The 13,560-nt window shown below is 46.2% G+C and carries 11 protein-coding genes and 1 rRNA gene; 9 read left to right on the top strand and 3 right to left on the bottom strand.

The window, feature by feature from the left end:
- Positions 1–321: 321 nt before the first annotated feature.
- Together rnpA and rpmH are read right to left on the bottom strand one after the other, a co-directional pair.
- Entirely contained in the window at positions 322–693 is a 372-nt protein-coding gene (rnpA, locus tag AC0YN3_RS13940; RefSeq protein ID WP_475775650.1) for a ribonuclease P protein component, read from the bottom strand.
- A 128-nt stretch (positions 694–821) separates the two neighbouring features.
- A complete protein-coding gene (rpmH, locus tag AC0YN3_RS13935; protein WP_054025773.1) occupies positions 822–956 on the bottom strand; it encodes a 50S ribosomal protein L34 in 135 nt (44 codons plus the stop codon).
- A gap of 641 nt (positions 957–1,597) precedes the next feature.
- Between rpmH and dnaA the strand changes: the two genes are divergently transcribed.
- The 6 genes from dnaA (at position 1,598) to gyrB (ending at position 7,952) form a co-directional block, all read left to right on the top strand.
- Positions 1,598–2,953 (top strand): chromosomal replication initiator protein DnaA, encoded by a 1,356-nt coding sequence (gene dnaA, locus AC0YN3_RS13930; RefSeq protein WP_183563451.1) that lies wholly within the window; start codon positions 1,598–1,600, stop codon positions 2,951–2,953.
- Positions 2,954–3,182: 229 nt separating this feature from the next.
- Positions 3,183–4,325: a DNA polymerase III subunit beta gene (dnaN, locus tag AC0YN3_RS13925; protein WP_475775649.1), complete on the top strand. Its 1,143-nt coding sequence runs from the start codon at positions 3,183–3,185 to the stop codon at positions 4,323–4,325.
- 36 nt (positions 4,326–4,361) lie between these two features.
- Positions 4,362–4,577: a S4 domain-containing protein YaaA gene (gene yaaA, locus AC0YN3_RS13920; RefSeq protein ID WP_475775648.1), complete on the top strand. Its 216-nt coding sequence runs from the start codon at positions 4,362–4,364 to the stop codon at positions 4,575–4,577.
- 27 nt (positions 4,578–4,604) lie between these two features.
- Positions 4,605–5,714, top strand: coding sequence for a DNA replication/repair protein RecF (gene recF / locus AC0YN3_RS13915; RefSeq protein ID WP_475775647.1), 1,110 nt, complete (start codon positions 4,605–4,607; stop codon positions 5,712–5,714).
- A gap of 29 nt (positions 5,715–5,743) precedes the next feature.
- Positions 5,744–5,995, top strand: a complete 252-nt coding sequence (remB, locus tag AC0YN3_RS13910; RefSeq protein WP_012772007.1) for an extracellular matrix regulator RemB — start codon at positions 5,744–5,746, stop codon at positions 5,993–5,995.
- 46 nt (positions 5,996–6,041) lie between these two features.
- Positions 6,042–7,952 carry a DNA topoisomerase (ATP-hydrolyzing) subunit B gene (gene gyrB, locus AC0YN3_RS13905; protein ID WP_475775646.1) on the top strand — a complete coding sequence of 637 codons (1,911 nt, stop codon included), beginning with the start codon at positions 6,042–6,044 and terminating at the stop codon, positions 7,950–7,952.
- 115 nt (positions 7,953–8,067) lie between these two features.
- On the opposite strand, the gene AC0YN3_RS13900 is transcribed toward gyrB, so the two are convergent.
- Complete coding sequence (locus AC0YN3_RS13900) at positions 8,068–8,853, bottom strand: YheC/YheD family protein (RefSeq protein ID WP_475775645.1); 786 nt, start codon at positions 8,851–8,853, stop codon at positions 8,068–8,070.
- 286 nt (positions 8,854–9,139) lie between these two features.
- On the opposite strand from AC0YN3_RS13900, the gene gyrA reads away from it, so the two are divergent.
- The 3 genes from gyrA to AC0YN3_RS13885 form a co-directional block, all read left to right on the top strand.
- Positions 9,140–11,623 carry a DNA gyrase subunit A gene (gyrA, locus tag AC0YN3_RS13895; protein ID WP_475775644.1) on the top strand — a complete coding sequence of 828 codons (2,484 nt, stop codon included), beginning with the start codon at positions 9,140–9,142 and terminating at the stop codon, positions 11,621–11,623.
- Positions 11,624–11,720: 97 nt separating this feature from the next.
- On the top strand, positions 11,721–12,794 hold the full coding sequence (locus tag AC0YN3_RS13890) for an HD-GYP domain-containing protein (protein ID WP_475775643.1): 1,074 nt from the start codon (positions 11,721–11,723) through the stop codon (positions 12,792–12,794).
- A 461-nt stretch (positions 12,795–13,255) separates the two neighbouring features.
- Positions 13,256–13,560 (top strand): 16S ribosomal RNA (locus tag AC0YN3_RS13885); the annotation flags it as partial.

Genomic DNA, 13,560 nt, shown 5'->3' with positions numbered 1-13,560 from the left:
ATTTACATCAAGCGTAAAACGGCAAAAGCCGTTTTTTCGGAAAAACTCGTCGCGAAGTGAAACATAAGCTATGTATAGAAGAAACACTCATACCCTATCTTACATTTCAAGCTTTAACGGCTATGTCCGTACCCTTGCGGCGCAGCATGTGATTCAAGACAAAATACAGGCATTGTATAACTCATACAATACTACATTTTCATTCTAGACTATACCATAATTTATGGGACAAAGAAACAGCGAGACCTGCCATGCATCCGCTTTCTTGATCCGCGTAAAAGATCGAAATTTGAGCACGCGAAGCAAGCCGGCAAAAAAACGCTATTCTGCCCGCTTTTCCTTCGTATTTGCAGTGCCCTTAAGCAAGCCCGCTTTCTTTAATACATGCAGCACGCTCTTCTCCATTTCCTTCATCTTCATTACCGTAGCAGGCTTTCTTACTATAAGAATGAAGTCGGTCCTGGGAACAATCCGATTCGCTTGATGACGGACAATCTCTTTGATCATTCGGCGCATCCGATTGCGAACGACCGCATTGCCTATTTTTTTACTTGCGGAAACGCCAAGGCGAAAAGGATCCGCCGAAGGCTGCTTGGACCAATAGACGACAAACTGCCCATTCGCAAACGATTTGCCGCCTCGGTAAATCCGGCTGAAGTCTTCACGGTTGCGAAGACGCAATTTTCTATGCACGACTGATGGCCACCGTTCCCTCATTGATCTTCTAAAGTATCGCCAGCAAGTGAGCAGCATAAGCAGCCTGCTCCCCGCTCCTCATCCTCATAAGCAAAAAAAAAAGACCACCGGACGTGGTCTTCTGCTTATGCGCTCAGTACTTTTCTTCCTCTTTGACGACGCGCTGCCAAAACTTTACGTCCGTTCTTCGTGCTCATCCGTTTGCGGAATCCATGCACTTTCGCGCGTTTGCTTACATTAGGTCTAAATGTAGGTCTCATCGTTCTGCACCTCCTATACTGCGTGTTTCCAATCAAGCGTAAACGGCTCTCGCCGTCTATGTCGACGGAGCAGCATCGTTTCGCGGTGAAATATAAGAATGTCCATAAGTGTGCTACTTATATCGCCTTATATTTAAAAAAACGCTTTTTTTATTAAACCATGTTAGCGACCAAAAGTCAATGATCGGCTCCAGCATGAAATGGTGGATAAAAATATATGCAATCGCTGCTGTGGATAACGCATGAAAAGCCCCTGTTCATCAAAAACTAATAACATGTGCACAATCCACAACTGGCCACAACGAACTTTGTCGAAATCTTAACAAGATATAAACAATATGTAGTGGTGTAGATAACTTTTATGCACAAGCAGTTGAGAATGTGGATAAAATATGCGATTTCGTTGAAATATAAGGGATCTTTTGCTATGATAATTATGTTTTCATTGTGGATTAGATCAATACAGCCTCAGTTTTATCAACAGCCTGTGGATAACATTGTGAACAAACTCATCCCCTATTTATAACTCATCCGCTCAATAAACGGTAGAATGTGGATGGTTTCGTTATAATACCCTGAATTTCGACATTTTTTCTTGCAACTGCGCCACTCGTGGCGATTTGGATAAGGAGTGACAGTCTGTGGACAGCCATACCTATGATTTATGGCAGCAAGTGTTGTCGATCATTCAGACTAAATTGAGCAAGCCGAGCTTTGACACCTGGTTCAAAGCGACGAAGGCTTCTTTTGTCGATGATTCCATGCTTGAAGTAACAGCGCCGACAACATTTGCGGCCGAATGGCTGGAAGGCCGTTATACGAAGCTAATCAGAACAACGCTTTTTGAGTTTTTGGGTAGACAAGTGGACGTGCGATTCTCTATCGAGGAGCCGAAAGGCGCCGAGCCGGCCTATATGTTTCCGCCGAAAGCGGTGCATTCGCCTGTTATGAGTGAAGAAGCCACGCCTACTCATATGCTTAACCCCAAATATACATTTGATACATTTGTTATTGGGGCCAACAACCGTTTCGCGCACGCAGCCTCGCTTGCTGTGGCCGAAGCGCCTGCCAAAGCGTACAATCCCTTGTTTCTATATGGGGGCGTCGGACTTGGCAAAACCCACTTAATGCATGCAATTGGCCATTATATTATGGATCACAACCCGAATACGAAGGTTCTATATATTTCGTCCGAGAAATTTACGAACGAGTTTATTAACGCCATTCGTGATAACCGAGGCGAAAGCTTTCGCACCAAATACCGCAATATCGACGTGCTGCTCATCGATGATATTCAGTTTCTGGCAGGGAAAGAGCAGACGCAGGAAGAGTTTTTCCATACGTTTAACGCGCTCCATGAAGAACGCAAGCAAATTGTTATCTCTAGCGATAGGCCGCCAAAGGAAATTCCGACGTTGGAGGAGCGCTTGCGCTCACGCTTCGAGTGGGGGCTTATTACCGACATTCAACCTCCGGACCTGGAGACACGGATCGCGATTCTTCGAAAAAAAGCTAGAGCGGAAAACCTGGATATACCAAACGAAGCGATGATCTATATCGCTAACCAAATCGACACGAACATTCGTGAATTGGAGGGTGCCCTCATACGGGTAGTCGCCTATTCATCCCTTATAAATGCAGATATTACGTCGCATTTGGCGGCGGAAGCGCTCAAGGATATCATTCCATCCAGTAGGCCTAGAATGATAACGATGCATGATATTCAAACAAAAGTAGGCGAATTCTACGGACTGCGGCTAGAGGAATTTAAAGCGCGGAAGCGGACAAAGGCCGTTGCCTATCCGAGGCAAATCGCCATGTATCTGTCCAGGGAGCTCACCGACTTCTCGCTTCCTAAGATCGGAGAGGCATTCGGGGGCCGAGATCATACGACGGTCATCCATGCACACGAGAAAATTACGCAGCAATTGAAGATCGATCAGGATCTATATAAAATCGTCCAAAACCTGACCGAAAAAATCAAAAATCATATGTGAACAACTAAGCAAGCCTATGCACACGCTATGCACATGTGGATAGGCTTGCTTTATCGGTCTTCCACGGGGTTATCCACATATTCAGTGTCCCTACTACTACGACTACTAAAAATCTTTAAAAAAACATCATCAAATAAGCGTAAACGGCAATTGCATTTTTTGAAACCAAACACCGTTTTCGTACGCAATCATACGTGAATCCATTTATAAGAACGCTAGGAGTGAAACCATGAAATTAACCATTTCAAAAAATGAACTAAACGATGCGATTCAGCAAGTAGCCAAAGCTGCCTCTTCACGCCCTGCCATACCGATTCTTGGCGGTATCAAAATCGAAGTCACTCATTTAGGCGTAACACTAACCGCAAGCGATACCGATATTTCCATCCAAAGCTTCATCCCTGTGGAAAGAGATCAATTCGTTATTGCACATGTGGATAAGCCTGGCAGCGTTGTGCTTCCAGCAAAGTTTTTTGTGGAGATCGTCAAAAAGCTTCCTTCCGAGCAAGTAATGATCGAAGTTAGCTCAAGTTACCAAACGATGATTCGTTCAGGCTCCACTGAAATACAGATGGTTGGACTTGACCCCGAAGAATTCCCGGTGCTTCCATCCATTGAGCAGAACGAAGTTTTGCAAATGCCAGGCGATCTATTAAAAGCGATGATTCGTCAAACCGTGCTAGCAGCTTCGGCGAGCGAACAAACGCCTATTTTGACAGGTGTGCTTTGGAACCTTTTAGAAGGCGAGCTTAAATTCATTGCCACTGACCGCCATAGGCTTGCCAGCCGAACCGCGCAAGTTGACACGGAAGCGCAGTTTAAGTTCAGCAATGTCGTTATATCTGCCAAAACGTTGATTGAACTCTCCAAGCTCGTACCCGAGCAGAACGCTCTCGTTGATATTGTCGTAGCAGACAATCAAGTTTTATTTAAGCTTGGCAACGTATTGTTCTATACGCGTATCCTAGATGGCATCTATCCCGATACTTCTAAGATTATTCCGCAGACATTCAAAACAGAACTTGTTCTCGATACAAAAAACGTAATGGATGCGATTGACCGTGCTTATCTGATGTCGCGCGAGGAAAAAACGAATATCGTTCGCCTTATGACGCTGGAAGACGGAACAATTGAAATTTCATCGAGCTCTACGGAGCTTGGACGAGTAACCGAGCAGCTTGAAGCGAAGGAATTCAACGGCGATCCGCTTAGAATCGCATTTAACTCGAAATATATGCTTGATGTTCTAAAAGTAATCGACAGTGAGCAGCTGTTTTTTGGCTTTACGGGAGCTATGAGCCCTATTATTATCAGACCGATGGACCACGCATACAGCATGTACGTCATTCTGCCTTACCGGACAACGGGCTAATGCTGGCATAAGCAGAGAAAGGAAGGATCAAACCCGATGAAGGAAATCGAAATCAAGACCGAATATATAACGCTTGGACAGTTCTTGAAGCTGTCCGATTGCATCTCGACAGGCGGCCACGCAAAGTTTTTTCTGCAGGAGAACACGGTTACCATTAACGGAGAAGCGGACAATCGTAGAGGCAGAAAGCTATATGCCGGAGATAAAGTAGAGGTTGAAGGCTGCGGCGCATTCACGGTAGGAAAAGCGTAACGCACCAAGGGACCTGGAGGTCGAAACGTGTTTTTAACAAGCATACAGCTGCAAAATTACCGCAACTATACCGAGATCGATCTGCAAACGACGAATAAGGTTAATGTGTTTCTGGGCCCGAATGCCCAGGGGAAAACGAATCTGCTTGAAGCTATATTCGTGCTCGCGTTAACGAAATCCCATCGTACATCGAAGGACAAAGAGCTTATCGGCTGGCAAGCCGATTCTGCGCGCATTTCAGGCGAGGTCGATAAAAAATATGGTTCGATTAAGCTGGATCTCCTCTATTCGTCACAAGGAAAAAAAGCCAAAATCAACGGACTAGAACAACGTAAGCTTAGTGATTTCATCGGTTCCGTGAATGTCGTGATGTTCGCGCCCGAGGATCTTGAGATCGTAAAAGGTACGCCGGGTGTGCGAAGACGGTTTCTCGATATGGAAATCGGTCAGGTGCAGCCCGGCTATTTGTATACGCTCCAGCAGTACGGGAAGGTGCTTCAGCAGCGCAATAATTTTTTGAAAGCGGCCTACCCTGGAGGGGCTAACCAAACGATGCTGGACGTGTGGAACATGCAGCTAGCAGAGCATGGTGTTAAAATCATGAAAAAAAGGAAACACTTCATACATAAATTACAAACGTTTGCAGAACAGATCCATGCAGGCATAACGAACGGGGCTGAACAACTCAAAATAGAGTATCGCCCTTCTTTTGATGCGGATGCCCAGCAAGATGAAACTGTTTTATTTGATCAATTTATGATAAAGTTAACACAGGTGAAAGATCAGGAGATTCGCAGAGGGGTTACGCTAGTGGGACCGCATCGCGATGATCTGGCGTTTTTTATAAACGGCAAAGAAGCGCAAGTCTTCGGCTCTCAAGGGCAACAGCGAACGACGGCCTTATCTTTAAAATTGGCAGAAATAGAGCTCATTAACGAGGAAATCGGCGAGTATCCGATTCTCCTGCTTGACGATGTGTTGTCTGAGCTCGATCAGAATCGTCAAACCCAGCTTATTGAGACGTTTCAAAGCAAAGTACAAACCTTTATTACAACGACCGGCCTTGAAAGCGTGAATGTGAGCAAGCTTCAGGATGCCGGCATCTACCATGTGAAAAACGGCCAAGTGACGCGTTAGGTGCGAATAGGAGAGGTGAGGAAGAGGACATGTACATCCATTTGGGCGGCGAGAAAATAATTCGGGCTGCGGAGCTCGTGGCCATCTTTGATATTTCTATCGAGCAATCCTCCAAACTCTCCAAGCAATTTGTTGCGGGAGCACGAAAACGCAAGGACGTTGAAACGATAGGCGAGGAAGAGCCGAAATCGATCGTTGTAACGAAGCAGAAAATATATTATTCGCCTATTTCATCCTCTACGCTTAAGAAAAGGGCACATCATTTTGCAGCGAACGGCTAGAGCGAGGGCGATCAGGAACAGCAGTTGAGAGGAGCAGTGAAGTTGCATGTCTTTGGAGCAGCATACGTATGACGAGAGTCAGATACAGGTCTTGGAAGGATTAGAGGCGGTACGCAAACGTCCGGGGATGTATATTGGCTCCACCAGTGGCAAAGGTCTTCATCATCTCGTATGGGAGGTTGTCGATAACAGTATTGACGAGGCTTTGGCTGGTTTTTGCTCAAGAATTGAAGTGATCATTCACGAGAATAACAGCATAACTGTTATCGATAATGGACGCGGCATTCCTGTGGGGGAAAATACGAAACTGAAGAAATCGACTCTCGAGGTCGTAATGACGGTTTTGCATGCCGGAGGTAAATTCGGCGGTGAAGGCTATAAAGTATCTGGCGGCTTGCATGGCGTCGGTATATCTGTCGTAAACGCGCTGTCCGAGCTCGTCATTGTTCAAGTTAAACGTGAAGGACATATCTACCAGCAAGAATACCGTAAAGGCGCTCCGCAATATGATATCAAAATTATCGGAGATACGACGGAAACGGGCACACAGACTACGTTTACGCCGGACAGCGAGATTTTTACGGAAACAACCGTTTTTGATTATGAAACGCTGCAATCGCGGATCCGCGAGCTGGCGTTTTTGAATAAAGGCATTGAAATTGTATTGTCCGATGAACGTACGGGCGTATCGAATACGTTTATGTACGAGGGCGGGCTTATCGAGTTCGTAAAGTATTTGAACCGTACCCGAGAGCCGCTTCATGAGCAACCGATTTATGTGGAAGGGTCGAAGGATCATATCCATGTAGAGGTCGCTTTGCAATACAACGACAGCTATACGGAAAATATTCATTCCTTTGCCAACAACATCAATACGCATGAAGGCGGTACGCATGAGTCCGGCTTTAAGAGCGCCCTGACACGTATTATCAATGACTATGCACGCAAGACCAACCTGATTAAGGATAATGATTCGAACTTCTCCGGAGACGATGTGCGCGAAGGCTTGACGGCTATCATTTCCGTTAAGATTCCTGAGCCCCAATTCGAGGGCCAGACGAAAACCAAGCTGGGCAACAGCGAGGTTCGCGGCATTGTAGAGTCGTTTTTTGCCGAGAAGCTTCAGGAGTTTCTTGAAGAGAATCCGTCCGTATCACGCAAAATCATTGAAAAAGGGCTGCAGGCCGCACGTGCCCGAGAAGCAGCGCGCAAAGCGCGCGAGCTCACTCGTCGCAAGAGCGCCCTTGAGGTTGGATCGCTTCCAGGCAAGCTAGCCGACTGTTCCTCCAAGGATGCATCGATTAGCGAACTGTACATCGTAGAAGGTGACTCTGCGGGCGGATCCGCAAAGCAAGGACGTGACCGTCACTTCCAAGCTATTTTGCCGCTGCGGGGTAAAATTCTGAACGTTGAGAAAGCGCGTCTTGACCGGATTCTCGGCAATGCGGAGATTCGGGCAATCATCACGGCGCTTGGAACCGGCATTAGCGATGACTTCGATCTCGCCAAAGCTAGATACCACAAAATCATTATCATGACCGATGCCGACGTCGATGGCGCTCACATTCGTACGCTAATGCTGACGTTCTTCTATCGGTACATGCGTCAAATTATAGATGCCGGTTATATTTATATCGCTCAGCCGCCGCTCTTCAAGGTTGAACGGAACAAGGTTATCCGCTATGCACAGACCGAAAAGGAACGTGATCGGATTATTGCCGAGTTCGGTGAAGGCGTTAAAGTGAATGTCCAGCGTTATAAAGGACTAGGCGAGATGAACGCTACGCAGCTGTGGGAGACAACGATGGACCCAGAGAGCCGTACGATGCTGCAGGTAACCATTGAGGATGCGATCGAAGCGGATGTGGTATTCGACACGCTTATGGGCGACAATGTTGAACCGCGGCGTGATTTCATTCAGAAATACGCTAGATACGTAACGAACTTGGATGTCTAGGCAAGCATAGGGAAAAGAAGCAGCCGCCCGTTATGGACGCCTGCTTCTTTTTTTGAAATATAGGAAAGTATATCATGCTGCCAACTTTCTCTATATTTCTACGCGAAACGTTAGCTTAGCCGCCAGAGGACGACTTCATCCGTTTACGCTTGAATCGGCCGTAAGCAACCGCGTAGCGGTAAATCTTGTGGAAAACGCTCTGATCGGGCAGTTTCCGAAAAATAAACGGATCAGGCAGCGTATTTACTTCCAGAATCCAAGGATGAAGCTTCGCATCAATGGCGATGTCGACGCCGATCTCTTTCAGATGAGGATAGGAAGCTTCGAGATTGTTGGCTATTGTAATGCTCAGCTTCCTTAACCGGTTCTTAAAGGCGGCAAGCTCGGAGGAGCTGGCATGATCGCTCATAAGCCGTTCAATCGCCATGGGGGTTCCGCCGCTATGATAGTTTGTTACTATTTTCGCGGGATGGGCAAGCCGTCCGATAATGCCGGTCGCTTCCCATTCGTTGCGAGGGTTTTTCTGGACCATGACCCGAATATCAAAGCGGCGCTTCTGGTGACGAAGCAGATGGATTCCTTTTTGCACAATGTGGCTTCTGCCTTTCTTTTGCTTCGATAGGCGCTGATACAGCTGCTCGAAGCTGGAGAAAAACATGATCTTGGTATCCAACTGGTACCGGTAGCCGAGAGATGGTGTCGTTGTTCTTTCTATTCGTGTAACACCATTGCCAAAGGTACCATTAATGGGCTTGAAGTAAACCATTCCGTACTCATTCAGCATCGTTCGCAGATTTGAACGGTCAAACAGTTTGGTTACGGGCATGAACTGACGTAAATAATCGGATTTAAGCATAATTTTGGTTTTAGCCCATTTACTCTTCACACGTTGAATGCTCAACGAATTTTCTCCTCTCTCGCTGTTTCTGATCTTCAATGGGAAATCGAATGATGAAGGAGACAGACTTGGAATTGAGTGGTATAATGAAAGTTGGGTCTGTTTATTTTATGGCGGCTTTTTATGTATGGAGAGCGGCAATTCACCTATTTTTAACGAAAAATGACAAGAGATTCACGGGAATTCCGAAAGCACGAGCGAAAAAGGTTTATATGCTCGCTTTTTGAGAAAGAAATATAAGGTTATGTTGATTTAAGATTAGCTATAGATGGCGTCAGGGAGGTAAATCATGGCGGAAGAACAACGTATATCTATAAAAGACCGGGACATTGGTACGGAGATGCGGGATTCCTTTATGGATTACGCAATGAGTATCATTGTAAGCCGTGCTCTTCCCGATGTTCGGGATGGGCTTAAGCCCGTGCATCGACGTATTTTGTATGCGATGTCTGAGCTAGGCATGTCACCGGACAAGCCCCATAAGAAATCTGCGAGAATCGTTGGAGAAGTAATCGGTAAGTACCATCCTCACGGTGATTCGGCCGTGTATGAATCAATGGTTAGGATGGCACAGGATTTCTCCATGCGCTACATGCTCGTTGATGGACATGGAAACTTTGGCTCGATAGATGGCGACTTTGCAGCGGCCATGCGTTATACGGAGGCTCGTCTTTCCAAAATAGCAATGGAGCTGCTGCGTGATATCAATAAGGAGACAATCGATTTCGCGCCCAACTATGACGGTGAAGAATCGGAGCCTGTTGTATTGCCTGCAAGGTATCCCAACCTTCTAGTCAATGGGGTTACGGGAATTGCAGTCGGTATGGCAACGAACATTCCTCCGCATAACCTAAACGAGGTTATCGATGGAGTGCAGGCGCTTATCGTGAATCCTGATATTACGCCGGTCGAATTAATGGAATATATAAAAGGGCCAGATTTCCCGACGGCTGCTTTTGTAATGGGTCGCCAAGGTATCCGTCAAGCTTATTTGACAGGTAGAGGCTCCGTAACGATGCGGGCGCGTGCAACAATTGAGGAGAATAACGGCAAAGCGCGCATTATCGTGCATGAGCTGCCGTATCAAGTCATCAAAGCACGTTTAGTCGAGAAGATAGCAGAGCTTGTGCGGGAGAAGAAAATCGAGGGCATCACCGATTTGCGGGATGAATCTGACCGTAACGGGATGCGCGTTGTCATTGAGCTTCGCCGCGATGTGAATCCGAGCATTGTGCTCAACAACTTATACAAGCATACGCAACTGCAATCCAACTTCGGGATCAACATGCTGGCGCTAGTTAATGGCGAGCCTAAGACTTTGAATATTCGCGATATGCTATATCACTATTTACAGCATCAAATCGAGGTTATTCGTCGCCGCACCGAATTTGAACTGAAGAAGGCAGAAGCGCGAGCTCATATTTTAGAAGGCCTGCGCATTGCTCTTGATCACTTGGATGAGGTAATCGCGTTAATTCGCGCATCCCAGACGGCAGATCAAGCGCGTGAAGGATTGATAACGAGATTCTCGCTCAGTCACGAGCAAGCTCAAGCGATTCTCGATATGCGTTTGCAGCGTCTGACTGGACTGGAAAGAGATAAAATTGAAGCAGAATACGCGGAGCTTATGCGGAAAATTGCTGAATATAAAGCTATTCTAGCCGACGAGCAGCTCGTACTGGATATTATCAGCACAGAGCTCGCCGAATTGAAAGAACGTTTCGGCGATGAGCGTCGCACGGAGCTAATGGCAAGTGATGAGGAAATTATGGATGAGGATCTCATTCCACGCGAGGATGTTATTATCTCGATTACGCACACCGGCTATATCAAGCGTTTGCCGGTTGGTACTTACCGCAGCCAGAAGCGGGGCGGTAAAGGCGTTGTAGGAATGGGTACGAAGGATGATGATTTTGTCGAGCATCTATTCGTCTCCAATACGCATCACTACCTCCTGTTCTTCACGAATAAAGGTAAGGTCTATAAGCTAAAAGCTTACGAGATCCCTGATCTAAACCGTACTGCGCGGGGAACGCCGATCATCAACCTTATTCAGATTGAACAAGGCGAGACCATTAATGCGGTTATTCCGGTTCAGGAATTTGATTCTGAGCACTTCTTGTTCTTTGCTACAAGACAAGGGGTCGTGAAGAAAACTCCGCTTGATGATTATGTCAACATCCGTAAGGTTGGGCTCATTGCTATCTCGCTCCGCGAGGATGATGATCTAATTGGCGTGAAGCTGACTGACGGCAACCAGGAGATCATAATGGGTACTGCCGAGGGGATGTCCATTCGTTACTCCGAACAGGATGTTCGGTCTATGGGACGTTCTGCAACCGGCGTGAAAGGCATCCAGCTTGATGATAGCGACACGGTTATCGACATGGATGTAATCGTACCGGATAAGGATATTCTGATCGTTACCTCCAAAGGCTACGGCAAACGTACTCCGGTAGCGGACTACCGCATTCAGAACCGCGGCGGGAAGGGTATTAAAACCCTAAACGTTACGGATAAGAATGGTCCGATCGTCTCGCTTAAGGTTGTTGAGAACGATGAGGATCTTATGATCATGACTGCTTCCGGAACGATGATCCGTACCAGCATGGAGGGGATCTCGACGATGGGCCGTAACACGCAAGGCGTCAAGCTCATCAACACGCGCGAAGACGACACCGTTGCGACGGTTACACGCGTAGCGCGCAGCGAAGAGAGCGAGACTCTCGATGAGGGCGAAGAGGAAGAAAACGGCGAAACGCCAATCGAATAGGTAAGAACACAGCTGATACCGCCAACCTGCGGATCAGCTTGTGTTTTAGTTAACAAATAAATCGTAAGTATATTCATTTACAGGGGAGAGGACTCTCGTGGCGGCGGTAACGTTATTACATCTTAAATTAGGCGATAAAATCATTGAAGATGTCCTCACTCCGCTTGGCAGCGTGCTGTTTCAGAAGGGTAAGGTAGTAACACCTAAAGAAATGGAAATCCTGCAGGCATTCCTCATTACAAGTGTAGAGATTGAATCAAACCAAATTGTAAGCAAAACACGTGAGGAAACAGCTGAGGATGCTGGCCAAGAAGCGAGTCCGGCTATCGTGTCATCTCCCCTTCATGAAGAGTATGATAAAATGCTCATCGTGCTGCGCCAAGTTTTTAATTCTTTTGTTGCTGGCCAGGCCCTGCCCGTGATGGACATTCGCAAGCAGTTGGAAAAATTGCTCGAGCACATAAAGAGTTATAATTTACTCACCTTTGCGCCGCGTCAATTTATGGAGAAAGATTATTTGCTTCATAACAGCATCACCTGTGCTTTAACTTCTTACCAAATTGCACAATGGACGGGTTTCCCACAGAAAGATTGGATGCAAATCGCCTTTGCCGGTTTGCTTCACGATATCGGGAACGTAAAGATAGATAAGTCCATCCTTACAAAGCCCAATTCATTGTCTACAGAAGAAAAAGAAGAAATGATGCGTCATACCGTACTTGGCTATCAGCTGCTCAAAAATGTGCCTGCCTTAAATGAAGGTGTTAAAATGGCGGCACTGCAGCATCATGAAAAAGTTGATGGCACGGGGTACCCGCTCGGTATTGATGCAACGAAAATAAATCCTTATGCCAAGATTGTAGCTATAGCAGATATTTTTCATGCCATGACCTTAAATAAAGCGTATAGGAAAGCGGTATCTCCTTATCTGGTGCTGGAGCAGATCCAAAGCGATGCTTTCGGCAAGCTGGATCCCACATATGTGCGTATTTTCGTCGAAAAGGCGACGCAGTTCCATAATGGAACAATTGTAAGGCTTAGTGATGAGAGAATTGGCGAGATTGTATTCTCGGATCATAACTACCCGACAAGGCCATGGGTTTCCATTGAAGGTGTTATTGTTAATTTAATCAGTGAGCGACAGCTACATATAAAAGAAGTATTAAGGTAATCATACTGTCGATAAAATTGAAGCAAGCACATAAATGCAGCCTGAAGAATGATTTCAGAAGGCAGCATTATGTGCTTGCTTTTTTGTAAGTGATTTTAAGGATTAGTGGGGGAGGTACAGTTATCCAGCTTAAAGATTCCTTCTTATAGTGGAAGAGAATAGATTTTTACCTAATGGGAATCTTACTGTAAGTTGTTCTGTATAAAATAACGTTAAACATTCGTTAAAACGCAGCATTATAGGTACTAATTGCTATTCTAAATAAAAAAACGAAAAAAATGAAAAAAACACTTGCAATGCCATAGGCGAACGTGATATATTATCTAGGTCGCCAACGAGACACACGGCCGATATGAAAGAATAGATTGCTCTTTGAAAACTGAACAACGAGTAATAACTGCCTCGCAAATCCTTCGGGATAAGCGAAAAAGCGATAACAAGTAATGAGCATTTCAAACACCAATTTGGAGAGTTTGATCCTGGCTCAGGACGAACGCTGGCGGCGTGCCTAATACATGCAAGTCGAGCGGATCTTGTCCTTCGGGATAAGGTTAGCGGCGGACGGGTGAGTAACACGTGGGTAACCTGCCTATAAGACTGGGATAACATTCGGAAACGAATGCTAATACCGGATACGCGGTTTGGTCGCATGACCGAATCGGGAAAGATGGAGCAATCTATCACTTACAGATGGACCCGCGGCGCATTAGCTAGTTGGTGAGGTAACGGCTCACCAAGGCGACGATGCGTAGCCGACCTGAGAGGG

The organism is Paenibacillus sp. J22R232, from assembly GCF_056269165.1.
This window is presented reverse-complemented; position numbering and strand designations above follow the sequence as displayed.